The organism is Massilia sp. Root335, from assembly GCF_001425685.1.
Lineage (GTDB): Bacteria > Pseudomonadota > Gammaproteobacteria > Burkholderiales > Burkholderiaceae_D > Telluria > Telluria luteola.
This window is the reverse complement of record NZ_LMCY01000033.1, coordinates 198,186-222,640: the sequence shown is the minus strand read 5'-3', so window position 1 is coordinate 222,640 and position 24,455 is coordinate 198,186. Positions and strand designations below refer to the sequence as shown.

The following is a 24,455-nucleotide window of genomic DNA, read 5'->3' as shown; positions in this document are numbered from 1 at the left end:
GACCACCAGTAAATCGGAAAATGCAAACTGCATACTTGTCGAAAGCGGTATTTACACCCGGGTTTGCGGTGCGTATAAAGTGCGCGCCCCAGGCTGCTCATTCGCCAGGGTGATATTTGCGCTCGAGATGTTTTTCGATGTCTGCCCTGGTGTAGAGGACGTCCTTGAATTCGCCGCGGCTGTACATCGCGGCCTGGTCCGTGAAATGGGGCGACGCCGGATCGCCGCTCTCGCCACCGGCCAGGATGCTCTTCGCGCGCACGTGCGGGCCGAATTCGACGGCCGCGACGAAGCTGTTGCCGCGGTCGCCATAGATGCGCTTCGTCGTCTGCCGCGCCGTCATGCCGAACGAGGCCAGCGAACCCCAGTTCGCCGACGTGAAGCCGACCGGCAGGCTCGGTCTGGCGTCGTCGTACTGCTGGTCGACGGCGCCGGACAGCCTCTGGAAACGGTTGATCTCGCCCCACGGCGTCTTCCAGCTGCCGAAGTCGGCCTGCAATTTGTCGCTCGCGCGCGCCAGCGCGTCGAGGCGCTCCTGCGGGTGCAAGGCCGTCTGCACGAAGTCGATCACGGGCATCCCCTGCGCCTTCGCGCGGGCCGACGCTTCCCTGACCATGTCCTGGCCCCAGTACACGGCCAGCGACGTCGCCACGGACGCCGTCGAAAAGCGCAGGTCCCACCCGCGCAGCAACGCCACCTGGCCGGCCAGCCGCGCCTTCAGCGGAGCGCCGTCCGGCAGTGCGTCCCAATCCTTCACCACGCTCGGGACGAGCGGCTCGAACGCCGTCAGATAGCTGTCGTAGGCCTTGGCGATGAGGCCGTCGAGCGTCAGCTCGTGCGCATCGTGCAGCACGCGTTCGGCGTGGATGCCGCGCGGATTCTGCGGCAGCGACCACATATAGCGCGGATACGCCGAGCAATCCGGGCTGCTCGCGCCGAATCCCGTGCAGGGCCAGTTGTTCGTGTTCGAGACATACCCGCTTTCGGGGTTGAACACGGTGATCGTCTCCTTGACGTCGTGCAGACCGTGCCACTCGGTCGCCGGATCGCTGCCGTCGACCGGTTTCGTCCAGTCGAAGCGCGGATCGCGGCGCGGGATGAAATTGCCGTGGAAGTAGGCGATATTCCCGTCGGCGTCCGCATACACCGTGTTGTTCGACGAATTCGTGCGCAACGCCATGACCTTGTAGAACGCGGCGTAGTCGCGCGCCTTCGTGCGCCCGTACGACTGCATCAGCGCGTGCACCGGATCTGCCATCATGCGCACGGCCACCCACTTGCCGTCCTGCGCGCGGATCACGGGCCCGTGGTGCGTGAAGTACGCCGTGACCGTGCGGGTCGCCAAGCCGTGCGCCGTGCGGTACGGCAGCGTGATGGTCTTCTCGCGTACCGTGCGTTCGGCGGTGCCGTACTTGTAGACACAGGTGCCGTCGCGCCGCGTCACCGTTTCCAGGTACTCGTCGATGACGTCGCCGCCGCCCGACGTGTGCATCCAGCCGATCCGGTCGTTGAAGCCCTGGTAGATGAAGAACTGGCCCCAGGTGACGGCGCCGTACGCGTTCAGGCCCTCCTCGCTGACCATGTGGATCTCGGGGCGGAAGTAGAACGACGTGTGCGGATTGATCAGCAGCAGCGCGTGGCCGCCCGCCGTGCGCCGCGGCGCGACGGCGAAGCCGTTCGATCCCTGCGGCTCGGGGTCGAACCCCTTGCCCGCCCCGCCCAGGTCAACCAGGTCGGCCAGCGCGACCGGCGCCGCCATCTGCCTGCCGTAGAACGCCTCCAGCCCTTTCAGGTCGATGGTCTCGATGTCGCCGCCGATGCTGCCCTCGCTGAACGCGAGCGCCATCCACGGCTCGAAGCGCACGAGCAGCTTCGGTTTCACTTGCGGATGCGTGACGAGATACCAGTTCAGGCCATCCGCATACGCATCCATCAACGTCTTCAGCCAGGCCGGACTCGCCGCATACTTCGCCTTCAGGTCGGCGGGGTCGATGTACAGCTTCATGCGCAGGTCGCGCCAGATCTCCTGCTCGCCCTCCACTTCGGCCAGCCGCCCCAGCGCATTGATGTAATTGAGCTCGACGCGGTTGAAGTCATCCTCGGCCTGGGCGAACAGCATGCCGAACACGGCATCGGCGTCCGTCTTGCCGAACACGTGCGGGATGCCCCATTTGTCGCGCATGATCGTCACGCGCCGCGCCGTCGCCCGCATGCGCGCCAGCTCGGCCGGCGCGAAGGCCGCACGGACCGTCGCGGCGACAGGCGCCGGCGCTTCGGCAAGCGCGGGCTGCGCCAGCGCGAACAACGCGGCGCAGGCGACGGCGACCGGGCTCGGGCGGGACATCGTCATGGACGCTCCTCGCGGGTCAGGCGGCGCCGAGCGCAGCCAGCTTTTGCCGCAGCACTTCGTTTTCCGTCATCAAGGTGGCGACGCGGTCCTTGAGTTCACCGACCTGGCTGCGCAAGACCTTGACCTGGTCTTCCGGCGAATCCGGCATCGTGTCCTTCTTCGGCTTCGCGCCCGCCTTCTGCTCGCGCACCTGGCGCGCGGCCTGCTGCAATTCCTTGCGGCCGCCGGCGACGGCGGCGACCTGCGCATCCGGCGGCAGCGACGCGACGCTGGCGGCCGCGCTGACGGAAATCGTCCCGCTGCGCACGGCATCGACCAGTTCCGGCGCCGCCGTCTTGCGGATGCGCTCGATCTGGCTCAGCGTGTTCGCGGACACGCGCGCGGCCTTGGCCACGTCCTCGCGCGTGCTCCAGGGCGGGTCGGACGGATCCTCGGCCGCTTCCTGCGGCGCCGCTTCCGGCGCGGCGTCCGCCGGCTGCTGCGCGGCGCGCTGGGCCGCGCGCGCGGCGACGATTTCCTTCTTGCGCAGCGCGAGCATGCCGCGCTGGAAATCGGACACGCTGCGGCGCGCGAGATTATTGTCGATAACCCACAGCATGACGTCTTCGAGCGAGTCGAACTTGTCGTTGGCGACGGTGCGGAACGGGATGTCGTGCTTGCGGCAGATGTCGTAGCGGTTATGCCCGTCGATCAGCACGTCGCGCCACAGCACGAGCGCATCGCGGCAACCGTCGGCCAGCAGGCTGCGTTCGAGCGCCGCGTATTCGACGGGCGTGAGGGGATCGATGAAAGAGCGGAGTTCTTCGTTGATCGTGATATTCAATGGTTTTCCTTGCGTGGTCCTGCCGCGGCGGCGACGGCCGCGGCGTATCGCCCCGCATGCTACACCATGCGTGCCCCCGGTTGAAGGGAACGCCACAGCCGCAGGCCCGCGCCCGAGCCGTCAACATTGCATTTTCGACCCTGACCGGGTCCGACTGTGCTAGAATCCTGCGCGCTGCCCGGATGGTGAAACTGGTAGACACCCGGGACTTAAAATCCCGTGCCAGCGATGGCGTGCCGGTTCGATCCCGGCTCCGGGCACCACTTTTTCAGTCGCACCGTCTCCAGGTGCGGCAACGCCCCTGCCCGCCCGCCGAGATCGAGGGCTTCGATCGGCCTGGTCCGTCTCAGCCCTCCCCCGCTTGTCGGCCTGCCCGACTATCACGGCGATTCACATCGATGCGCCGGGTTAGCGGCAGAGTGCGCTCACCGGATTCCCCCCTTGCGCCGTGATGACGCCCAGGCGATACGGGATCTTGATGTAGTCGTCCGTATGCACTGCCGGGTCATTGCCCTGGAAGAGATATTCGAGCGGCCGGCAAGGATCGATTGTCATCGTCTGATCCGTGTTCGTCCGGATCATTTCACCGTGCGAGACACCTTCCGACCAGGCCTGCGCGACGTTATCGCGGCTGGCGAACGCGTTCATCGGCGCGGAAGAGAACGGCTCCCATTTTCCGTCCAGGCGATCGCTCTTCCAGATGCGGAAATAGCGCCCTTTCGGTGAAACTGCCTCGACAAGGGTGATGTACGTGTGCGTGCCGGCAATCTTGTAGGTATTGCTGGCCTCGAACAGGTCCCCCGCTTTTTCGGCCATGACGACGACAGTATTATGGAAGCCATTCGGGAACCGGCCGATATCGGTTTCCGACCGCAGCAGACGCCCACCATCATCGGTATTGAACAGATAGCATTTTGCGTCGTCGCAGATCACCCAGAAATCCAGCCAGGCATTGCCTTGCGGTTGCTTGACGACGTCGGGCACGACGGGAAAGAACGGTCTCGGCGCGCTCCAGGACATCGGATCGCCAATATCGTCCGACGTCGAATAAAGGGGATCGCCGCCCTGGTAGACGAGATACCATTTTTTCTGCGGCGCAAAATAGAACACTTGAGGCGCGGCGCGATACCCCGGTCCCATCGCGGATTTGTCGAGCGGGACGATTTTCGCCGACGATGCGTCCGACCACTTGGCAAAGCTCGTGTACCCGAGCCCCCAGCCTGCCGACCCGGCAGTGGTCATGAATACGTGATATCGGCCGTTCGCGTAGACGATCGATGGATCTTTCACGGCATAAATCGTCTGCGTCGGATCCGGTTGCGGCGCTATGAGCGGCGCGCTCGAGGTCCACGCAAACGACGTGCTGGCGGGCGCCGGCGCCGCCGTGCCGTTTGCCACCGCACCGATTCCGCTGCACCCTGCCAGGGCAATCGTCAGGCTCAGCCAAAGACAGGATTTCATGGCCAGCCGCGGCGTCGTCGCCCTCATGGTTTGCGCTCCAGGATGACCGTCGCGCCGCCCGCTGCCGCCAGGTGCAGCGCCAGGCCGTCGCGTGCCGTGACGTCCGCCTCGCGGCGCTTGACGTCGTTCGGCGTGGGGCCGTCCTCCCAGATCGTGGCCCGGTAACGCCCGCTCGGCAGGAAGTCGAGCGGAACCCGCTTCGTCGTCGCGGCCTCTTCCGCCGACATCGCGCCGACGTACCACGTCTTGCCGAGGCGGCGCGCAAGCACGATATCCCGGCCCGGCTCGCCGGACAGGAAGCGGGTCTCGTCCCAGGCCGTCGGTACGCGGCGGATGAAATCGAACCCTTCGGCGCCGCGGTAGGCATCCGGATCGTCGGACACCATTTGCAGGGGGCTGTCGTACACGACATATTTCGCCAGCTCCTGTCCGCGGCTGTTCTGGACGAACGGCAGCACGTCGCGCACCGCGAAGGTCGCCGGCGTGCCGTTGCGGAAGCCGCCGGGCGTGTAGTCCATCGGACCGGCGAGCATGCGCGTATAAGGCAGCATCAGGTTGTGTTCCGGCGTGATCTTCTTTTGCATCTTGTCCCACTCGGCGCCCATCACACCTTCCTGCGTGATGAAGTTCGGATAGGTACGCTGCAGGCCCGCCGGGACGTAGGCACCGTGCAGGTCGAGCAGCAGGTGGCGTTTGGCCGTGGCGGCCGCCACGCGGTGATAGAAGTCGACGACGTCCTGGTCGTCGCGGTTCATGAAGTCGATCTTGACGCCCTTGATGCCCCAGCGCGCATAGGTGTCGAGCACCTCGTCCATGCGCGGTCTCACGTGGTCCCAGTGGGCCCACAGGATCAGCCCGACGCCCTTCTCCGCCGCGTAGCGTACCAGGCCGGGCATGTCGATGCCCTCGGCGGCACGGGTGATGTCCGTCGTCGGCAGCGGGTCGCAGCAGCCGCCGCTGCCGTGCGCCCAGCCGGCGTCGATCAGGTAGTACGGAAACCCGGAGGCGGCAGCGAAGTCGATGAAGCGGCGGTAGGCGGCCATGTCCGGCTTCATGCCCGCGAGCGGGCCCGACCACCAGTCCCAGGCGGCCTTGCCGGGCTTGACCCAGCTGAAATCGCCCTGCGGCGGCGGGTTCAGGTTGCCGACCACGTTCGACGCGATCAGGTCGCCCGCCCGGTTGCCCAGCATGACGACGCGCCAGGCCGTCTGCAGCCCGCCGCGCGATTCATACACGGGCGCGGCGCGGCCCGGCGTTCCCGACAGGTGCACCCGCAGGGCCGCGCCTTCGCGCCACAGCGAAGCGCCCGTGTAGCCCTCCAGATGCGACTGGGTGATCGCGTAGGCGGTGCGGCCCGACGGGCTGGTGCACACGACCGGCACGTCGTAGCCCTGGTTGCCGCTCAACCGGGAAATTTTCTGGCGCGCGAACGGCACCTCGTGCGCGCCTTCCGCGACCGAGACGAGGCAATCCGGATCGCCGGCGGGCACGAACGCCGTCTTCTCGCCGCGCAGGCGGACCGGCGCGCTGCCGTCCATGCGGTAGCGGAACGCGATGCCGTCGTCGTACGCCCGCACGTCGACGAGCAGCCGGCGCATGCCCTGCGCGCGTTCGCGGAACACCAGCGTCGCGGCGCGGTAATGATCGCGCGCGACGGAGGCCTTGGTCGCGACGAGGGGGATCTTGCGGTCCGTCGTCGACGTGGTGACCTTTTCCAGTTCGAGTTCGCCGAGCTGCGGCTGGCCGTCGAGTTCGAGGCCCAGGGGCGACGCGGCGATCACGGTTTCGGCGCCGCGCGTGACGACATAGCTGCCGCCGTCGGGCGCAATCCGGATAGCGGCCCGGCCGTCCGGCGACGTCACCGTGACAGGGCCCGCAGGTGCGGCGCATGCAGCGCCGCTCAAGGCGGCCAGCACCGCCAATGTCATCATTCGTGTGTTCATGTAACCGTCTCCGCTTGTTCCGTGTTTCCGATGCAACCGTCGATTGTATTCTATATATTCAATGCGACGGGGCTCGGAAATGCACGTTTTTCGCGAATCCGGCTAATAAATTTGTCCGATCAGAACCCGATCCTGAAACTGGACGCGATTGCCGTCGGCATGGCGGCCGGCAGTTCGATCACGAGCGCGTCGTCCTGCTGCTTCCAGCGCAGCGGCTCGCTCGCACCCACCAGCGACACCGATTTGACCGGCCGCGTTTCCAGTCCCGCACGCGCGCCGAGCGAGGCGATGCGCACCTGCCCCTTCGGCTCGCCCAGCGTGATGGCGTACAGCGCGCCGTCCCTGGTGGTGAAGCGGATATCGCGGGCCGTATAGCCGGCGTTTTCCTTGAACGCGCCGCCCTCCGTCTTCGTCGGGCCTTCGCCGAACGTCTTCCACGGCCGGGTACCATAGATCGCTTCGCCGTTGACCTTGATCCAGGCAGCCATCTCATCGAGGAATTGGCGCGACTCGGGCGGCAGGCTGCCATCCGGATACTGCACCACGTTGAGGAGCAGGTTGCCGTTCTTGCTGACGATATCCGCCAGCATGGTCACGACGTCCTGCGTCGTCTTGTACTTGTAGCCCTCGCTGTAGAACCAGTCGCCCATCGAGGTGTCGGTCTGCCACGGCAGCGGCTGGATACTGTTCATGACACCGCGTTCGACGTCCTGCACGCCGGCCTTGCGGAGAAATTCGCCGGAGCCGATGTCCTTGTGGTTGTACACGGCCTCCAGCTTGCCGTGTGTCTTGATGTTGTCGTTATAGAAATTGGCGACCAGGGTCCTGCCGGTCTCGCCGAACGGGATGCCGCCGTCGGTATACAGCAGGTCGGGCTTGTAATGCGTCACCAGGTCGGTCACGCGGTTGTACCATTCCTGGTGAAAGGCCGTGTCCTTCGTGTACCACTTCGACCCGCCGCCAAAGAGTTCGTCGTGCGGCGTGTGGTACAGGTCCGCGTACTTCGGATCGGCGCCGTCATAGGGTACGCCCAGCTCCGGAAAGACCTCGTCGTGCCCATGGCTGGTGCCGAACCAGCCATAGCTTGCCCCCAGGTGCTCGGACACGCCGAAGCGCAACCCCGCCTTGACGGCCGCCTTCTGCCAGGCGCCGACGATATCCCGATGCGGCCCCATCTTGACGGCATTCCAGCGGTGGTACTTCGAATCCCACAGGTCGAAATTGTCATGGTGGACGCCCATGCTGACGAAATATTTCGCGCCAGCCTTGGCGTACAGGGCCATCAGGGCGTCCGGATCGAACTTCTCGGCCTTCCACAACGGAATGATGTCCTTGTAGCCGAACTTGGACGGGTGGCCATACGTCTTGAGGTGATGCTCGTACTGCGCCGTGCCGTAGACGTACATATTGCGCGCGTACCAGTCGCCGGCACGCGGCACCGCCTGCGGTCCCCAATGGGCCCAGATGCCGAACTTGGCGTCACGGAACCACGCGGGCGTTTCATACTTGTTCAAGGAAGCCGGGTCGGCGGTAAATGGTCCCGCGACATGGGTCAGCTTGACGGGCGGACCGGCATTCTCGGAAGCGGACACCCATGGACTGCCGAGCAAACTGCACAGGGCGAAGGTGGAGGCAAGCGCACGGCGGATCATCGAATCTCCTTGGTTTTTAATATATAAGATACTTTCGAGAGTATAGATGTTCCGTTCGTGCCTCGCAACACGTTTATGTCGTCCGCGTGGGAAACGATGGCCGCCATTCTTTCGGGGCCGGCTACCCGATCATCCGGCCGCGCGCACCAGCCGCTGTTCGCACAGCCAGGCGGCGATGCGCGCCGCGCGCGCCGGCGGCATCCGGTACGACCACAGCTCGACCGCCGTTTCCAGCCGCGGCACCGCGGCCAGCACGTCCAGCAACGGCACGATCTCGGCCCCCTCGACGAATGCCACCGGGCGCGGCAGGTTCGGGTGCGCGACGGCGCGCCGCAGCTGGACACGGTCGTCCACGACGCACGGCTCGTCGATGATATCGAGCGCGTCGCAGCGGCGCACCTCGCCCCGCAACAGCATCCCGGGTGCGGCGGCCGGCCCGGGCGCCGGGACGGGCGTACGCGCGACCAGCCGCGCCAATGCGGAGCCGCCCTTCGGCGTCATCACGAAATCCTCGCGCCGTGCGCGCCAGAACGGGCTGGCGTCGTCCGGCCACGCCATCCTGTAGTAGCGCTGGGCCCAGGCGCGATGCGTGGCGACCGACTCGGCCAGCCGGTGCTCGTAGAACGTGCGCGCCAGGTTCTCGTCGCCGGCGTCGGCGAGGACGGTATGCACCGCGACCGCCGCCTGCAGGGAAAAGCGCAGCGCCTTCTCGACGCCGCTGGACGACAGCGGATCGATACAGAACGCCGCGTCGCCCGTCCTGACGACACCCGGCTGCCAGGCCGCTTCGCTGAATGCCGGCGTCGCCGCGCACGCATGCACGGCACCGGGCCGCAACGCGCCGGCGGCGACCGCAAACAGGCGGCTGCGCGCGAGCTGCGCGGCGAGCCAGCGCTCGGCATCTCGTCCGCGCACGCTGGCCGGGTCGGCGAACGCCATGATCCGGAACCGCCCGTCGGGCCGGGCCGCGCCCCACAGCCAGCCGTCGGGACATGCCTCCACCAGATGCGCGCACGGGCCCCGGTCGAGATCCGTCCACAGGGCCAGCAGCGGCGCGGCCGTCGGCGTGCGCATCGCGCCGCCGCTGTTGCGCCGCCCGGTGGCGTCGACCACGAAGCGCGCGCCGACGGTCTCGATGCCGTGCGCGGTCGCGAGCCGCACCTGCCAGGCGCCGGGCGCGCCGGACAGCCCGGCCATGGCCGCCGCCTGCAGGCACCGGCCGCCGCGCGCCGCGACGGCCCGGAACAAGACGTCGTCGAAGCTCGCCCGGTCCACCATGGCGTTGGCGCCCGCCGCCGCGCGCGGCGCCGGGTCGGCGTGCTCCCATACGAGCCAGGCGGGACCCGCCATGCGGGGCAAGGCATCGGCCTGCGCGCGGACGCCCAGCAGGTCGAGGATGCCGGCGATGCCGGGCGTGAGCGATTCGCCGATCTGCGCGCGGGGAAAGCGCGCACGCTCGACGAGGGTGACGCGATAACCCAGCTGGAGCAGCCGCAGCGCGCAGCAGCTGCCCGCGGGCCCGGCGCCGAGGACCACGACGTCGGTGTCGCGCCGGCTAGTCGCCATGGGCTCCGGCCGCCCAGTCCGGCGCCAGCCGGCTCAGCCTGTCATGCGCCTGCATCGTGTAGTGCAGCCAGCCGCGGATGTAGTCGCAGGCCGTGCGCCCGCGCGCCAGCACTTCGTGGTGGCAACCGCCGCCGCACAGGTAGCGCGCCCAGCAGTTGCTGCAGGGCTGCTGCGCGTGCACGTGCCGCTGCGCGAGCCAGATGGCCTGCCTGCCCCGGTCGATGCCGTCGGCCAGCGTGCCGAACTGCCCTTCCGCATCGCCGACGAAGCGATGGCAGGCCGACACGTCGCCGCTGGCCGACACGCCGAAATAGCCGGCACCGGCACCGCATGGATAGGGCCGATGCGTCCCGCGCTGCAGCTCGCGCAGCGCGTTGACCATGTTGAGGAACGGGTAGCGCTCGCCGCGCAGCACCCGCTCCTCGAACGCGAGGCCGCACGCGATCATCCCTTCGAGCATGTCCTCCATGCGCTCCGGGCCCAGCTCGTCCTCGCCGTTCGGCGCGCGCAGCAGCGGCGAAAAGCCGACGCTGTGAAACCCCGCGGCCACGAAGTAATCGAGGCTGTCCACGAGCTGCAGGTTGAACGGCGTGACCGTCACGCGGGCCGAGACCTGGGCCCGCCGCTGGATGGCGAGCAGCGGCGCCACCCGTTCCATGATGCGGTCGAACGAGCCCTTGCCGCTCTTGAACGGGCGCAGGCGGTCGTGCTGCTCGGGCAGCCCGTCCAGGCTCACCGTCACGGCGAATCCGTGCTGCTCGAAAAAGTCGGCGTCGTCCGGCCGCAGCAGCGTCCCGTTGGTGGTGATCGAAAAGCCGATGTCCACCTGGCGTGCCGCGGCCCCGCCCGCCGCATACGCGGTGGCGGCGCGCAGGACGGCGCGGTTGGTCAGCGGCTCGCCGCCCATGAACGCGAGATTGACCCGGCTGCCCGGCAGCGCCGACTCCAGCAGCCGGTCGACGGCCTGGCGCGCGACTTCCTCGCTCATCGCCGTGGCCGTGCCGCCGAAGCTGCCCTGCTGGGCATAGCAATAGGTGCACCCGAGATTGCACTTCTGGGCGATGGCCAGCGACAGCGCGTGCGGCGCCATCGGCGCCAGCGGCGTGTCGTCGATGGCGAGCGGCGCGTCCAGGCCGCTGGACGCGATCAGGGCGGCGATTGCCCCCTCGTCCATGCCGTCGAGGGCGGCGCGGAACGCATCGCCCTGCGCGGGCGCCAGGCGGTACAGGCGGCTGCCGTTCGCGACCAGCAGCTGGGCGCCGCCTGCGTGCTCGAGCAGGTGCAACTGGCGGCTGCGCGGCCGCGAGTCGCGCATGCTGCGCCTGGCCAGGATGCGGGCGGGTGCGGTCACGACGCGTCGGCGTCCTTGCCGCCGATGATGAAGTGGAGCTGCCGCTGCCAGTCCGCGAACAGGTCGTCGTAGGACAGCAGCCGGGGGTCGGTCCGGTTGTCCGGCACATAGGAACCGGTGCGCTCCTTCGACAACCACATGTCGCCCCGGCTCTGGCCGTCGGCGGTCGGCTCGACGTTCACGTAGTCGGGACGGCTGGCGGCCCAGTAGTAGCAGGCGCATTCGCGGTAGTCGTTCTGCCACGGCGCGCACAGGCCCTGCGTCAGCTCGCCGGGCTGCACGAGGCCGGCCGCGAATGCCGCGCTGTCGCCGTCGAAGAATCTGCGCAGGGTCATCGTGAGGACCAGCTGTTCCTTCTGCTCCGACGCGATCACTTCGGTGGCCGACGGCGCCGCCGTGAAGCTGCATTCGACCTGCTGCCCCTGCTTGTCGACGAGGCGCGCGATCGAGTTCGACCACTCCATGAACGAGACGGCGTTCGGGTTGGCCGTCGTGCCGAGGCGCTGGGAATCGCCGCCGGGACTGACCGGGCCCCTGGTCACGACCATCGTCGGCAGGCCGTCGATGGACAGCAGCCGGTGGCCCACCAGGTGCGCGTACTCCGGGGCCTCCGCGGCCACGACGTAGTTGTTGTTTTCGACCAGGACGATGCCCTCGATCGCGCGCCGCCAGACATTGCGGAAATCGAATTCCAGGCCCGGAAAGCAATTCGAGATCGCGGTGCGCGGCAGCACCGAATACGGATTGCCGGCCCCGCGGTAATGCAGCTGGGCCGCCATGTTCGCCGGTTTGATCTTGTCACTCATCGCTGCTGTCCTTCGCGTGCTGTTCACTATGCCGTCCCGAGACGGCGGGCGCGCCGAACATGGCGCGTGCCGCGGCCTTGACCACGATGTCGATCTGGCGCCGGGTCAGCGTCAGGCCGCGCCCGTCGGCACCGCGCATCAGCGCCGGCATCTTGCGGCGCGTTCCGTCGCTCAGGTCGCCGATCTCCTCGGGTCGCCGCAACGCTTCGGCGAACCATGGGGCGCCGCCGGCCGCCAGGGTGCTGAAGACGCGCTCGTGCAGGGCGCGCAGGGCCAGGTTGTCGACCAGCGCCGGCGCGGCGATCGGCGCGAAGTAGCGCGCAAAGTCGCCGGTGTCCTGGCGCACCATGGTGCTGGCCACGTCCTCGCGGCCGTTGACACTGTTGCCGTTCATGACCGCCGTGTTCATGAGGCGGATCGTCTCCAGCGCGCGGCGCACGATCGCTTCCGCCTCATCGAGCGAGACCTCGGCCTCGCGGACGCGCGGGCCGTAGAGGATCTGCTCCAGCTCGTCGGAAACGACGCGGATCGGCAGCGTGTCCGGCGCGAACGCGGGCGGGCCGGCGCCGATGGTCGCATGCGCGGCCAGCTCCGTGCCATCGGGCCGGCGCATCACGACCCGCACGACACCGTCGCACTCGTCGTCGAGGTAGCCCCAGCTCACCCGCAGGGTCTTGTCCGGCGCGTTCGGGTCCGGCGTGTTGTAGCCGGCGAAGATCTGGGCCGGATTGGTGAGCGTCGGGCCGCCCTGGGCCTCTTCGTAGCCATGCCAGCGGCCCTTGTCCTTGTCGTACAGGACCAGCGCTTCGTCGTCGATGATGTGATCGGGTACCTGCTTGCCGGTGGCCGGATCGTGGCGCGTGCGGCTGGCGCCGTACACCTTGCCCGCGGCCGGCGTGAAGCGCAGCCGGATCTGCGGGAATGCCGGCGTCGGACGGATGAACTGCACCGTGCCGAGGGGCAGGCTGCGTCCCGGCAGGAAGTGGTCGCACGCGCCGTGCAGGGGCTGGCGCCGATGGTCCGTCAACGCCGGGAGGCGCGCGACGATCTTGTCGCCCGGGTCGCCGGTGCGCCGGAACAGCTTGATGTTGGCGACCTCGACCTCCCAGCGCAGCTGCGCCGGTTCGATCCCTTCGGCGGCCAGCAGGTCCAGCGTCAGGGGCACCAGTTCGTCGGGATGCGCGTCGGTCAGGGCAAACACTTCGAGGAACGGCGCCACCGGGCGGATCCAGCCGTCGGCGTCCTTGAAGGCGATCCGTTCGGGCACGTAGGCGCGGACGATCGCGCCGCTTTCGGGGTCGATCTCGAAGGATTCCTGCGGCACGATGGTACGAAAATCCAGCGGCCGGCCGGGCGGCACCTGGAGGTCGAACGCCTCGAGCGGCTGGGGCGAGGCGCCCAGCCGTCCGATCGCCAGCGGGGGAAGTATGCGGAGTTCGCGGATGGTCATCGGGTTTCCTTCAGTTGGCCTGGTCCCGGGCGGTGCGCCCGGCCAGGATGCGCAGCACCGTCGCGCGCAGCTGCGCGTCGCTGTCGGACAACGCGGCCAGGAAATGGCGGCGCGCCGGCTCGGCGACCGCCTCCAGGGCGCCAACCAGGCTCGCGGCGGCGTCGAGCAGCTCGAGGTACAAGCGCCAGCGATTGCCTTCGCCTTCCGGCAAGTCGAGCGTGTACGGCATCTGGAACGGCGGCCCGGCGTTGCCGGCGACCGGATTGGCCGGGTCCAGCGGCAGTTGCATCAGGAGGCCGGACAGGGCGCGCAGGTTGTACATTTCGCCGAACGTCGCGTTGATGACGGCGCCGCGCGGCGTGAATGCGGCGGTCGCGTCCGCACCGCCGTCGAGCAGGAAGCTGTGGTGCAGGAACGTGAGCAGCATGCGGTAGCGTACATTGTGCAGGCGCGCCCACAGGACGGCTTCGCGGTTCACGATCAGCGCGGCGCCTGCGTCCGCGCCGGCGTCGCCCGGCTGTTCCAGGTCGGGATCGAGCGACACGTACGGATTCGTGGCGACCGGCCGCGCCGGCGACCAGCCTTCCCGCTCCGCCGCCTTCATGCCTTCGTAGACCTTGAGGAACCGGCTGAAGTGGGACCGTTCGTCGTCCGCGTCGGGACCCGGCGCTTCGCCCTGCTCGGCCACCGCCTTGAGCGCGGCGACCGCATCGCCGCGCGAGGCCAGCGGCACGACGAGGACGTCAGGCGTGTTGCGCGCATGGTGCGGCGTGGTATTGCCGCGCTGCCCGGCCTGGTAGCCGCGCCCCCATTCGGCGAAGTCGGCCTGGTTGCGCAGGGTCTCGGGCTGGAACGCGCTTTCCGGCAGGCGCCCGATAAGCGGCATCAGCGCGCCGAACAGCTCGGACACCCGGTGCGGGCTTTGCACCTCCTGCTTGACCAGCTGCCCGATCTCGTCCGCCAGCGCGCCCTTCCAGTCCACCGCCGATTCCGCGTACACGTACTTGGCAACGGACTTCAGCGTGAGCGGTTCGAGCGCGAACGGGAACGGGTAGAACGGCACGTCCCACGGAAAATCCTCGCGCCCGAAATTGAGCGGCGCGCCGATCAGGCGCAGCGCGTTCTGCACCGTCACCAGGTGGCCCATCTCCTCCTTGGCGATGCCGAGGATGGTGTCCTGCCAGCCGCGCACCGTCTCGCGGTGGTGTTCCGGCACCTGCGGCCCGCCGAGCGAATACGCCGCGAACAGGTATTGCACCATCAGGCAATGCTCGATTTCCGCGTCCACGTGCAGCAGGAAGCTGACACGTTCGCGCAACGACAGCTCTTCCCCTTCCGGGACCGCCTCCAGCAAGGCCTTGTCCGATCGCGCCGCACCGCCGGGGCGCAGGAAGCGTCGCATTTGTGCAGAACGCATGACTTCTCCAGTAGGTCGTTCGGTGAGCAGGGCCGCGCAGCGCCCCGCAAGACATGGCCGTTTCGTTCAGGCGCCTTCGCCGCTGGCCGAGCAGATGAACGGGTAATGCTCGTTGTCGATCAGGGGCACGGCGCCGAAGAAATCGTTGAGCACCGACTCGGCCGTGCAGTAGGCGCCCTCGACCCAGGCCTGGTCGTTCGAATACGCTTCGCCGACGATGAAGATATTGGCGTCCTTGCCGGCGATGAGCTGCGACGGCTTGCGGATCTTCCGCTGCACGTCGCCGATGTCGTAATGCGCGGCCCAGGCGTGGTAGCCGGCATTGAACGGCGGCAGCGACCAGTCCATATAGCGCGCCTCGAGCGGCACGGGCACCGCCGACAGGTCGGCGTTGGGGCCGAAGTGCACCTCGGCCAGTTGCCGCAGCAGCATCTTCATCATGCGGTCGGGCACCGGACTCGGTCCGGTCAGCGGCTGGGTATTGCGCGTCGTCGGCACTTGCCGCAGCTCGTTCGGGTTCAGCTCCAGCCCACTCCAGAAATCGGTGAACGCTTCGTCGTCGTACGAGGCCAGCAGGCCGTACACCGGCGCACCGTTGGGGTCCGTCGCATTGTTGCCGAAATAGACGACCTGGCGGATCGGCGTATCGGTGACGCTCGGCCCGATGGTCTGGCGGGCGGCGGCGGCCACGAGCTCGTTTTGCTGTTTCAGCGTCAGGCGCTCGCCCAGCAACTGCTCCACGTCGGCGACGAACGCATCGACGCTGGCATAGGGCGCGTTCAGCACGGGCGACGCGGCGATCGCGTCCAGATGGCCGGGCGCGAAATGCGCCATCCGCAGCGCCTCGATCACGGCCGGCGTCACTTCGTAGCCGGCCAGTTGCGGCGCGTACGGCGTGGCGGCATCCAGCCACCATTCGCTGTCGAAGAACATGCCGATCTTGTACGAGGGCTGCAGGATGCTCGACTCCAGGTACAGCTGCACCTTCTCGTCGTTCAGCACGTCGAGTCCGGCCGTCGATTCGTAGCGGGTGGCCCGCGCGACCAGTTCGAGCGCATGGCGCGGCATGGCGAGCCAGGCCGCGTCGCACACGTGGCTGCCGTGCTTCTTGTCCGGCGCTTCGCGCGTCGCGATGCCGTAGTGGATCGCACCGTCGACCTCGAGGATCGAGTGCAAGCGGTGGTTCGCCACGTAATCGAAATGCACGCCCTTCTCCTCCGCCAGCGCGAGGATGGCGTCGAACAGTGCCTGGAACATGCCGGAATAACCGGTCGTCAGCGTCTTGTAGGGCGTGCCCGGCGCGAACTCGTTGTTCGCGCCCACCGCCACCGCCGCGTTCCAGTTGATGACGTTCGACGTGTAGCCGTTGCCGTCCGCGGTATAGTCGAACCCTTCGGAACCCAGCTGGTCGTACATCAGATTCCAGTAGCCGACGTTTTTCAGCAGGTCGCCCTTTTCGAACGTGGACGTGGACGGCATGTCGGCGGTGATGCGGCCGTTCTGGTAGAACTGGTCCCACTGGCGGCGCGTGACCGGACCGGACTTCTTGGTCACGGCGATGTTCTCGACCACCGTGAAGCCGTTGTCCGGCGACGAGGCGGCCCCGTACTTGTTCACCGCATACGGCGCCGGCTGGGCCGACGTGATCCCGTCCAGGTACATATTCCTGGTACGCAGGTAGAACAGCGGATTGGTCGATTCGTTGAAGGGCACCGCGTACTTGTCCAGGCCAAGCTGCTCGACGACGGTCGTGACCAGCCGGTGGCCGGGCTGGGTCACGGTGTCCGAGTCCTTCCGGCTGCGATCCCAGTACGAATACCGCATCCCGCCCAGTTCGACGTACGAGTTTTCCGAATCGTCGCGGTAGTGCCAGGTGCAGACGCGCGCGCCGGGTGCGCGCGTGCCGCCGTCGCCGGGCCGGAAGCGATAGTTGCCCCAGTCGTACAGGTGCAGCGTGTCGCCTTCTTCCAGCAGCTTCGACGGGCCGCTCCCCGGCGCGCTCTTGCCGCTCAACAGACGCCAGGCGGTGTACAAGCCGGCGGCGCCGGCACCGAAAATCGCGTAGGTCTTCGTGGTCATTGGTCGCTCTTCCTGCGTGAGGTGAAGTATTGGTTGCCGTTCGCAAAGTGGGAGATGTCGAAGCGCGTGCGGCCGTCCAGCGCCAGGTCGGCCAGGATGGCGCCGATCAGCGGCACGAATTTTCCCGCCCAGCCGGTGGTGCAGATGACGACGTTCCGGTGGTTCGGCACGGACGGCGGCGCGAAGTCGATCAGCAATTCCTTGTTGGCGATCTTGCTGAGCGCGACGAGGCACGTGGAGGTGTAGCAAGGCGTCGGTTCCAGCCCCGTCATGTGGCGCCCGACCCAGTCGGCCGTATAGTCCAGCTCCCGCGGATTGGGCACCGGCGTGCGCTGGTCGGGCGACGCCAGCGGCGCCATGACGAAGTCGGACGCGACGCGGACATAACCGGGATAGTTCCAGCTGACCTCGGGGAAGCCGTAGAACTGGTTGCCGTTGTCGCCGACCGGATTCTGGAACACGAACCACGTCGGGTAGCGGATGGCCGGATCGGTGATCCGGTAGAACGCGGAGGCCATGCTCCAGTACGTCGCGGCCACGCCGAAATCGAGCAATGCGAACACGTCGTCGGCATACGGGCCCGGCGTCAGCACCAGTTTTTCGGCGACGAACACCCCTTGCGGCGTGGTGACTTCGTACTTGCCGTGCACATGGCGGATCCGGGTGGCTGGCGCCTCCTGCCGCAATTCGACATACGGCGAATCGCGGTTCCAGTCGTACAGGGTTGTCTGGGTGGCCTTGAGGTCGATGCTGGCGCCGTCTTCCTGGAACAGGCCGACGTAGTTCTCCGGCAGGTTGCGGAAGTGGTACTGCTGCTCCAGCTCGGCCTGCGTCAGGGACACATAGGACACGTCCTGCTCGCGCAAGGCCGCCTCCGCCGCCTTGATATTGCCTTCGGTCGACTGCACCGCGGGATCGCCGAACCACAAGGTGCCGACCTTGTCCCGCAGCGGCACGGGCGTGAGCGCCTGCAGCTCATCCCAGTACGGCATGGATTGCTTGACCAGCTTGACCATGTACGCGTCCGGATAGGGAATCCGGAACTGGCGCGACACGCCGGCCGAGCTGCCCAACTGGTTGATGTAAGTGAACTGTTCCAGCACGAGCGTGCGGACCTTGCGCTTGCTCAGGTGGTAGGCGCTCGACAGGCCGAGCGGCCCGCCTCCGATCACGATCACGTCGAAGTTGTTCGGGTCCGTTTCAGGCATCGCGATGGCGTCCTTCAGGTTGAGGTCTTGCTGCGGAATGTGACCAGAAGCTATTTACCCAACGAAATGGCTGGTAAGTCTGTCACAGTTTCCGGCGCAAAAAAACCGCCCATCGCTACTTCAGCAACATTTATTTTTTATCTACTCTTACTCTGATTTAGATCAATGTGAAGTTTCCAAAAATTAGAGGACACGGCTTTTCTTTCATCCGCTCGTTGTAAAGATCGAAATAATCGTGCGTGGAAACAATTGGTGAGTTTTTGACAAATTTCTGTCTGTAGAATGCGGGCAAATGTCTTGTTTTGTATCAAACTTTATTATACTTAAGACATTCTTATGAATCCGGCGAGCGCGGCACGATCCGTCGAACGGCAGTGCAAACGCGCATCGCAATAATAACTAGACCAAACCCGGGCACGATCCGGAACCCTGAAAGAGCACGCCGCGTACCACGACGGCCTGGAGAGAAACATGAGTTCGGATGTCGCGCTGCATCTGCTGGCGCAATTGCTGTGGGGAGCAGTTGCCATCTGTGCCCCGGTACTTGCCTGCACCTTGATCGTCGGCCTCGCGGTGAGCGTGCTGCAAGTCGTCACGCAGGTCCAGGACATGTCGCTGACCTTCATCCCGAAACTGATCGCCACGGTCCTCGCGCTGACCCTGTTCGGCTCCTGGATGCTGCGCAAGCTGCTGCTGCTCGCCACCGACCTGATCTCGGGCATCCCCGGCTACTTCTGACGCCATGCGTGCCGATTTTTCCACAGTCTGGGTGACTGGGGTGCTGCCGTGCGCACTGCGCCTCGCGACGGTCCTCATGCTGGCGCCGTTCTGGCAGCCGCTCGGCCTGCCGGTGCGCTGTCGCTCGCATCGATCACGTTCAGAACCCTCTTTTTTTGAGAAAATATCATTCATTTGCCGATGTGGTTCGGCAGAATATTCGCAGTCGCATGGGCGACGGCAGCCTCAACCCGGTTCCTTATGGGCTCGATAAATCCGACGAACTCCTGGCGATAGCGCGCGACGATGTCGGGGAAATCAGACCGCGCGCAAAGGGCCGCTGCAATGACGCCGTTGATCGCGTGATCTCGCCGATTCGCCATCCACGGCTTGCCAGGATCCCGATTCAACAAGCGTTCCACCGTTGCGAGATCCTGGCAGGAATCGAAAAACGAAAAGACGTGGTCTTCGAACAGACTCTTGATTTCGCTCGTCGCACGGTCTATCTCTTCCGGGGTCTGCACCTCGAATTTCAGGTCTCTTCCGAGGAAATAGACAGGTTTGAGCAGGACGGTAAACGAGTCGGCCCAGTACTGTGAGTCGAGCGGATACAAAGGATTCGCCTCGTCCTGGATCGCATCGACCCGCAGTCCGATATTCACCGAGAATGCGAACACAGGATCGTAATCCCGAAGCGGAGCGCCCACGTCTTGGAAACCGGACGCCGTCCGACGGATAAACCGGCAGTCGGATTCCCTTCCCTTGAAACCGGCTGGGACAAGAATTTTCGCTAGACCGTCGTATACCGCCTTATTGACCTCGACCTTGTTCATTATCTATTTATATTATATATTCAACTTTTCGTTTATTGACCAGATCGAAAATGGAAAGCAATGCTTATCGAACAATGCTTTTGTCTTACTCAAGATATGCGCGATATCTTTCAGACGAATAGACTTCGATTCTCCTGTTCTTGCTCGTGAAATACTCGGGTTGGCATTCACGGTCACCGGGTGTGCCCGGGACTGCGGGGGCGTACGCCAACACTGCGTCACGACATCCTCGATTACATCGAATCTCAAAGCGATGCCGAATTGAACAATGAATTTAGGCTTGTAGTCAAAAACGGCAAAGATAACTTGCTGCAAACCGAAGCCCGTGCCCCCTTGAAACCAGAGTCACTTTTTCGAGCCCTTGAATCCCTCCAGAACCAGTATCTCGCCTCGTCCTTCGTAAACGCGGTATCGCCTTCTGTCAGGTTCATCACCAAATGGATACGATTATGGTCGGGTGTCCTTCCCGCACTGCACCATCGGATCCTGCTCGGCGCAGCCGTGCACGTGCGGCGCAGTTTGGCGTCCATGTCGCCGGGCGCGTTGCAGACGTAAGCGTAGGCGCGTCCGGTCCAATGGTAAACCTGGTTGCCACAGTAGCCCGGCCCACCAAGAATAAGGTCGCGATAGCCGTGCGTGGCTACGGCTCCCACGTCGAGAACGCCGATCAATTCGCCGAGCAGGGTCAACGTCCCGCCCACCTGTTGCAGCACCGTGTCCTTGAGCGGGAAATTGAAAAACACGTCTTCGTTCGGCGCGCGCAAGGAATTGGCAGCGTTCGCTTGGGCGCTGGTCGCAAACCGTCCCAAGCACACCATGTCGATTATACAGACGAGATCCGGCACTATCTTTTGGTCAGCCATCGGAATCCGGATTTCCCTTCCGTATTCAAAAACGGCTGCATTGCCTCAGGCGAAACGAGCACGTTCTGCATGCATTCCGGATGAAACGTATTTCCCAGCAGGAACTCGACGCCGATTTCGCTAACGTGAATTCCGGCGACCGAAGATTCATCGTACACAGCGCGACACTCGCTACCTACATGAGCAACCTTCATCAGGTAACTCTTCAACTTCGCGGACAACACGCCCGTCCTGCGTATCACAGGAAGCGACAAATCGGCGCTACGCCCGGACGCGCCACCAAGCCAGCGCCACGGATCGATTTCGGCGCCGCTCACGACGTTCCAGGTACGAAATCCATTTTCGGCGCCAGCCGCTCCTTCGCCTGCGAAATCCCGGTGCAATTGGATTGTGACCAACCGGTCGTTCCATTCGATCGGCTCGGCGCTGACCGTGTCGAACACGTAGCGGCCCTGCGTCTTGACGAGTTCCCGCAACTGCTCGCGCAGCGCCCTGACATCGCCATCGCCACCCGGCAGTTCAGCACGGAGTTGCCGGTTGATCGCTGCGATGCCAAGCCCTTTATCGACCAACTCGATCAACTGGACGCCGGCAATCGAGATTGGCCGGTAGCGCTTTTGTCCGAAATACTTGATCGGCCCAATCGCAACCCGAAGGGCTTCCCTTTCTAAAGGAAGGTTATACAAGTCACTACCGCAACCGTGACGTGCGCTCGTACCGGACAAACGACTCAGATGTACGGGTAAATCCCCGTGGCCATCGCTCCGGCGCCATACGCCGTTAAGCTGGGTATCGTCGATGGAGGTCAGTATCCAGCTTGCATCCGGGCCTTCGGTCCACTCGCCCTTACCGGCCTGCGGTGTGAGGGAAATCGGGCGCAAATATCGAGCATAGTAATAGCTTCCATGCGGCCTTTCATTCTCACCACGCCGGTCGAAACACGCAACGATCTCATTATTACCGAGCGTTCCGGTCCAGAGGCCTTGCGGCGACGTCCCCAGTGGCGTCGCCGAACCCAAGCCGTGCAGTGCAGCGATAAAAACGATCAACAGTCGTGAAAAAATCCTTGGTTTGATCAAGTTCGTTATCTCCGATTGTTATCAGGTTAGAGGGAGCTGAGCTGGCGACCACAACAACGCTGTACGCAGCGCGGCTCGGGCGCGGCTTGATCTCGATCGAGCCCGGCCAGCACCTGTACCATCCGCCTGACGTCATGTGAGCGCCACGGATTGATTTCTTAAGATACTGTCCGCCCTTTTCATTTTTGAAGTTGGTCCAACTCCTGGGAGATCATTTCGAACTCCGAACCGACCGTCGCATTGCCGCGGCAAGAAAGACTCGTTTCCTTGCGGCCGACGACCACTTTCACCGCGGTATACCCTGCTTCGTCCGCTCCGAGTACGAATCCTCTACTGAATAGGCGACCTCTCCGATCTTGAAATCGAGAGAAATTAATACACGCGCCTGCTCCCCGGCGCGATACACCCTCGAATTTTGACACCGAATCCTCCATCTGTTCAGGGAAAACCAGTTCAAGCTCCTTTTGCGTACCGATCCTCTATTGGAGCCAGGATGCACGATGCAGCGGGTTTTCAGCCCCACGACAGCGCCGCTGCGGCAGACCAACACCAATCGCGATCCCTTGAGTTGGCACGAAAACAGGTCGTCTCGCCCTGCTTACAAAGCGTCGGAGGCACGGCGCGGGCCACCTGCCCCATACGACCAAGGAGCATCCGGTGATGGCGATGTTGTAGCTGCCATCCGGATTGCTGGCGCCGCCCTCGGACACCGCGGCGATCCGGTACACGCCATCCTGCTCGACACACGAGAATGCCAGCGAGCCGCCGTCGCTCTGGGCGATCGACGCGAGGCGCAGGCTGTCGCCGTCATAGCGGTAATCGGTGCGGTACACCTGGCCGTCGGCCACACTGTTGTCTTCCGGGCTGAGATCGACGACCACGCCCGTCAGGCGGTCTGCGTGCCGTCGCGCGCCGTGCGGCGCAACGTGCTGCCGTAGCCGCCGAGTTCCCCCTCGGCCAGCTCGATGCGCCGCGCGTACAGGCCGGTGCTGGCGTTGTCGGTGGCGTTGGCGTCCAGCTGGCCCTGGCTGTTATAGGTGCGCACGACACCCAGGTCCAGGCCGTGGTCGAACAGTTGTTCGTCCTGGGTCTGCACGACGAGGTTCCCGGTGCTGCCGTTCACATACACCCGCTGGCCGTTGCGGCCCGCCTGTGCCTGCCCCACCAGTCCGCGGTCGCCCAACACGCCCGCCAAACCCAGGTTCACTCCAAGACCCTGCCCGCCAGTAATCGCAACCATCGCCGCCATCCCTTGTGTAGACGCCTGCCGCAACAGGCTTGTTGGTGTTGTTGGGCGGTGGGCGCCCAGGTCGAGCCGGCCCACCGCCGATCACAAGGTATCCGTGCGTTCTGGAAATTGTTTAGGGGGGAGACACAAAATATTTCGGCGACGGCGATATGGACCGCCCTAACGGACGACCGCCGTCGCCCATCTGCGCTACCATCGTCCCATGTGTGGACGATTTGACCAAAGCCAGACGGCGCGCCATTACGCCAACCTGATCGGCTGGACCGACGCCGTGCTCGACAGCGAGTCGAGGCCGACGCCGAACGCGGCGCCGGGCACCTATCGGCCCGTCATGCACGTGCAGGACGGCGAGCACCGCGTGGACGATGTGTTCTGGAGCTATCGCGCCAAATGGGCCGAGGGCAAGGTGCCGATCGTGATCAATGCGCGCCTGGAAAAACTGGCCAACCGCTATTGGTCGCGGCTCGTCAAGAACGGGCGCGGTGTCGTGCCGGCCGAAGGCTGGTACGAATGGACGGGAGAAAAGGGTCACAAGCAACCCTGGCACATCCACCGCAAGGATCATCAACCGTTGTTCATGCTGGCCGTTGCCAACTTCGGCCCGTTCGCCGAAAACCGGGCGGAAGCGGGCTTCGTCATCGTCACGGACGACGCGTCCGGCGGCATGCTGGACATCCACGACCGCCGCCCCGTCGTGCTGGACGCCGAGGCCGCGAAGCTGTGGCTCGATCCGGACCTGTCCCCCCAGCAGGCGATCGAGCTGGCGCGCCATGCCGCCGTGCCGGCCGACGCCTTCGACTGGTACAAGGTCAGCACGGCCGTGAACCGGGCCGGGGCGGACGGGCCAGGCATCACCACGCCCCTGGACGATTGAAGCATCGACCGATCCAAAGCAAACGGCCCGCACACCGGAAGGCATGCGGGCCGCCGCTTGCGTCGCCCCCGGAGAGTCCAGGGGCACGACCGGATCAGTGCTGGTAGGCGCCGATGTCGTAACCCGTGGTGGCGTTACGGGGCTTGCCGTCCAGGTCGGTCGGGTAGGCGTTCGTCGCGATACCGCGGCCGATTGCCGGCGAGCTGGTGGTCAGGTGGAAGTCGGGCGTCGTCGCGGTGCGCGAATAGCCCTTGAACAGCGGGTCCGAACTGACCGTCGCGGTGGCGACGAGGCCATTGCGCAGCGAAATGTTGTACGTCGAGTTCTTGGTCACGAGATTGTTCTTGTACACGTTCTGCTTGCCGGTCACGCCCTGCTCCGAGATGCCGTACTTGTTGTCGTACACGATGTTGTTCGCGACGAACACATTGTTCGCACCGGCCGTCGTGTAATAGAAGTCGCCGCCGCCGATCACCATGCCGAAGTTCGATGCCGTTGCCGTGTTGTTGGTGATGACCACGTTATTGGCGTCGTGCCACAGGTGGATCGCCACCGCGCCCACGCGGTAGACCAGGTTGTTCTTGATCGAGCCCGAGGTGCTGAAATAGATGCCCTGGACATACGTGCAGCCGGCCGGGCCGATGTCGTTGACGACGTTGCCGATCACATCCGTCATCACGCCGTGGTAATAGCTGTCCACGCCGATCGCCGAACCGCCTGCGCTCGTGCAGGTC

Annotated in this window: 20 protein-coding genes and 1 tRNA gene; 3 read left to right on the top strand and 18 right to left on the bottom strand. The window is 65.3% G+C overall.

The genetic code is table 11. From position 1 onward, the window contains the following. Nucleotides 1-97: 97 nt before the first annotated feature. Together ASC93_RS18945 and ASC93_RS18940 are read right to left on the bottom strand one after the other, a co-directional pair. Nucleotides 98-2,350, bottom strand: coding sequence for a penicillin acylase family protein (locus ASC93_RS18945; protein WP_229412793.1), 2,253 nt, complete (start codon nucleotides 2,348-2,350; stop codon nucleotides 98-100). Between the two features lie 16 nt (nucleotides 2,351-2,366). Then, nucleotides 2,367-3,173 carry a hypothetical protein gene (locus ASC93_RS18940; protein ID WP_056445749.1) on the bottom strand — a complete coding sequence of 269 codons (807 nt, stop codon included), beginning with the start codon at nucleotides 3,171-3,173 and terminating at the stop codon, nucleotides 2,367-2,369. Nucleotides 3,174-3,349: 176 nt separating this feature from the next. Between ASC93_RS18940 and ASC93_RS18935 the strand changes: the two genes are divergently transcribed. Continuing rightward, nucleotides 3,350-3,436: transfer RNA gene (locus ASC93_RS18935), tRNA-Leu, on the top strand. A 145-nt stretch (nucleotides 3,437-3,581) separates the two neighbouring features. Here the strand turns inward: ASC93_RS18935 and ASC93_RS18930 are convergent. From ASC93_RS18930 to ASC93_RS18885, 10 genes are all read right to left on the bottom strand, one after another. Then, the gene (locus ASC93_RS18930) at nucleotides 3,582-4,661 is read right to left on the bottom strand and encodes a non-reducing end alpha-L-arabinofuranosidase family hydrolase (RefSeq protein ID WP_200958363.1); all 1,080 of its coding nucleotides are present in this window, start codon (nucleotides 4,659-4,661) and stop codon (nucleotides 3,582-3,584) included. After that, the gene (locus ASC93_RS18925; protein ID WP_200958362.1) at nucleotides 4,658-6,577 is read right to left on the bottom strand and encodes a glycoside hydrolase family 97 protein; all 1,920 of its coding nucleotides are present in this window, start codon (nucleotides 6,575-6,577) and stop codon (nucleotides 4,658-4,660) included. The genes ASC93_RS18930 and ASC93_RS18925 overlap by 4 nt, the downstream gene beginning before the upstream one ends. Before the next feature lie 119 nt (nucleotides 6,578-6,696). Beyond that, nucleotides 6,697-8,229 carry an alpha-L-fucosidase gene (locus ASC93_RS18920; protein WP_056445743.1) on the bottom strand — a complete coding sequence of 511 codons (1,533 nt, stop codon included), beginning with the start codon at nucleotides 8,227-8,229 and terminating at the stop codon, nucleotides 6,697-6,699. Between the two features lie 129 nt (nucleotides 8,230-8,358). Continuing rightward, entirely contained in the window at nucleotides 8,359-9,795 is a 1,437-nt protein-coding gene (locus tag ASC93_RS18915; RefSeq protein ID WP_056445739.1) for an NAD(P)/FAD-dependent oxidoreductase, read from the bottom strand. Next, nucleotides 9,785-11,146: a radical SAM protein gene (locus ASC93_RS18910; RefSeq protein WP_229412792.1), complete on the bottom strand. Its 1,362-nt coding sequence runs from the start codon at nucleotides 11,144-11,146 to the stop codon at nucleotides 9,785-9,787. Before ASC93_RS18910 ends, ASC93_RS18915 begins: the two co-directional genes overlap by 11 nt. Then, nucleotides 11,143-11,952, bottom strand: a complete 810-nt coding sequence (locus ASC93_RS18905; protein WP_056445736.1) for a hypothetical protein — start codon at nucleotides 11,950-11,952, stop codon at nucleotides 11,143-11,145. Before ASC93_RS18905 ends, ASC93_RS18910 begins: the two co-directional genes overlap by 4 nt. After that, complete coding sequence (locus ASC93_RS18900) at nucleotides 11,945-13,402, bottom strand: hypothetical protein (RefSeq protein ID WP_056445734.1); 1,458 nt, start codon at nucleotides 13,400-13,402, stop codon at nucleotides 11,945-11,947. The genes ASC93_RS18905 and ASC93_RS18900 overlap by 8 nt, the downstream gene beginning before the upstream one ends. Before the next feature lie 10 nt (nucleotides 13,403-13,412). Continuing rightward, nucleotides 13,413-14,819: a ferritin-like domain-containing protein gene (locus tag ASC93_RS18895; protein WP_056445731.1), complete on the bottom strand. Its 1,407-nt coding sequence runs from the start codon at nucleotides 14,817-14,819 to the stop codon at nucleotides 13,413-13,415. A gap of 66 nt (nucleotides 14,820-14,885) precedes the next feature. Continuing rightward, nucleotides 14,886-16,898, bottom strand: a complete 2,013-nt coding sequence (locus tag ASC93_RS18890) for a hypothetical protein (protein ID WP_056445727.1) — start codon at nucleotides 16,896-16,898, stop codon at nucleotides 14,886-14,888. Continuing rightward, nucleotides 16,895-18,106, bottom strand: coding sequence for an FAD-dependent oxidoreductase (locus ASC93_RS18885; protein WP_056445724.1), 1,212 nt, complete (start codon nucleotides 18,104-18,106; stop codon nucleotides 16,895-16,897). The genes ASC93_RS18890 and ASC93_RS18885 overlap by 4 nt, the downstream gene beginning before the upstream one ends. 471 nt (nucleotides 18,107-18,577) lie before the next feature. On the opposite strand from ASC93_RS18885, the gene ASC93_RS18880 reads away from it, so the two are divergent. Beyond that, entirely contained in the window at nucleotides 18,578-18,844 is a 267-nt protein-coding gene (locus tag ASC93_RS18880) for a flagellar biosynthetic protein FliQ (protein WP_056445722.1), read from the top strand. A gap of 170 nt (nucleotides 18,845-19,014) precedes the next feature. On the opposite strand, the gene ASC93_RS18875 is transcribed toward ASC93_RS18880, so the two are convergent. The 5 genes from ASC93_RS18875 to ASC93_RS18855 form a co-directional block, all read right to left on the bottom strand. Further along, nucleotides 19,015-19,656, bottom strand: coding sequence for a hypothetical protein (locus ASC93_RS18875; protein WP_056445719.1), 642 nt, complete (start codon nucleotides 19,654-19,656; stop codon nucleotides 19,015-19,017). Between the two features lie 245 nt (nucleotides 19,657-19,901). Then, the gene (locus ASC93_RS18870) at nucleotides 19,902-20,519 is read right to left on the bottom strand and encodes a hypothetical protein (protein ID WP_056445717.1); all 618 of its coding nucleotides are present in this window, start codon (nucleotides 20,517-20,519) and stop codon (nucleotides 19,902-19,904) included. Continuing rightward, nucleotides 20,501-21,598, bottom strand: coding sequence for a hypothetical protein (locus ASC93_RS30940; protein WP_157202006.1), 1,098 nt, complete (start codon nucleotides 21,596-21,598; stop codon nucleotides 20,501-20,503). Before ASC93_RS30940 ends, ASC93_RS18870 begins: the two co-directional genes overlap by 19 nt. A gap of 479 nt (nucleotides 21,599-22,077) precedes the next feature. After that, nucleotides 22,078-22,479: a hypothetical protein gene (locus ASC93_RS18860; RefSeq protein ID WP_056445711.1), complete on the bottom strand. Its 402-nt coding sequence runs from the start codon at nucleotides 22,477-22,479 to the stop codon at nucleotides 22,078-22,080. Between the two features lie 5 nt (nucleotides 22,480-22,484). Continuing rightward, nucleotides 22,485-22,805 carry a hypothetical protein gene (locus ASC93_RS18855; protein ID WP_157202005.1) on the bottom strand — a complete coding sequence of 107 codons (321 nt, stop codon included), beginning with the start codon at nucleotides 22,803-22,805 and terminating at the stop codon, nucleotides 22,485-22,487. Between the two features lie 244 nt (nucleotides 22,806-23,049). Between ASC93_RS18855 and ASC93_RS18850 the strand changes: the two genes are divergently transcribed. After that, complete coding sequence (locus ASC93_RS18850; RefSeq protein ID WP_056445705.1) at nucleotides 23,050-23,721, top strand: SOS response-associated peptidase; 672 nt, start codon at nucleotides 23,050-23,052, stop codon at nucleotides 23,719-23,721. Between the two features lie 94 nt (nucleotides 23,722-23,815). Here the strand turns inward: ASC93_RS18850 and ASC93_RS32265 are convergent. Then, nucleotides 23,816-24,455: choice-of-anchor Q domain-containing protein (locus ASC93_RS32265; protein ID WP_307189015.1), on the bottom strand; the 640-nt coding region annotated here is incomplete at its 5' end.

Bases quoted from the DNA above. Each gene is read 5' to 3' on its own strand.
- ASC93_RS18945 (WP_229412793.1), bottom strand. From the start codon at position 2,350: ATGACGATGTCCCGCCCGAGCCCGGTCGCCGTCGCCTGCGCCGCGTTG.
- ASC93_RS18930 (WP_200958363.1), bottom strand. From the start codon at position 4,661: ATGAGGGCGACGACGCCGCGGCTGGCCATGAAATCCTGTCTTTGGCTG.
- ASC93_RS18925 (WP_200958362.1), bottom strand. From the start codon at position 6,577: ATGAACACACGAATGATGACATTGGCGGTGCTGGCCGCCTTGAGCGGC.
- ASC93_RS18920 (WP_056445743.1), bottom strand. From the start codon at position 8,229: ATGATCCGCCGTGCGCTTGCCTCCACCTTCGCCCTGTGCAGTTTGCTC.
- ASC93_RS18915 (WP_056445739.1), bottom strand. From the start codon at position 9,795: ATGGCGACTAGCCGGCGCGACACCGACGTCGTGGTCCTCGGCGCCGGG.
- ASC93_RS18905 (WP_056445736.1), bottom strand. From the start codon at position 11,952: ATGAGTGACAAGATCAAACCGGCGAACATGGCGGCCCAGCTGCATTAC.
- ASC93_RS18900 (WP_056445734.1), bottom strand. From the start codon at position 13,402: ATGACCATCCGCGAACTCCGCATACTTCCCCCGCTGGCGATCGGACGG.
- ASC93_RS18895 (WP_056445731.1), bottom strand. From the start codon at position 14,819: ATGCGTTCTGCACAAATGCGACGCTTCCTGCGCCCCGGCGGTGCGGCG.
- ASC93_RS18890 (WP_056445727.1), bottom strand. From the start codon at position 16,898: ATGACCACGAAGACCTACGCGATTTTCGGTGCCGGCGCCGCCGGCTTG.
- ASC93_RS18885 (WP_056445724.1), bottom strand. From the start codon at position 18,106: ATGCCTGAAACGGACCCGAACAACTTCGACGTGATCGTGATCGGAGGC.
- ASC93_RS18880 (WP_056445722.1), top strand. From the start codon at position 18,578: ATGAGTTCGGATGTCGCGCTGCATCTGCTGGCGCAATTGCTGTGGGGA.
- ASC93_RS18875 (WP_056445719.1), bottom strand. From the start codon at position 19,656: ATGAACAAGGTCGAGGTCAATAAGGCGGTATACGACGGTCTAGCGAAA.
- ASC93_RS18870 (WP_056445717.1), bottom strand. From the start codon at position 20,519: ATGGCTGACCAAAAGATAGTGCCGGATCTCGTCTGTATAATCGACATG.
- ASC93_RS18850 (WP_056445705.1), top strand. From the start codon at position 23,050: ATGTGTGGACGATTTGACCAAAGCCAGACGGCGCGCCATTACGCCAAC.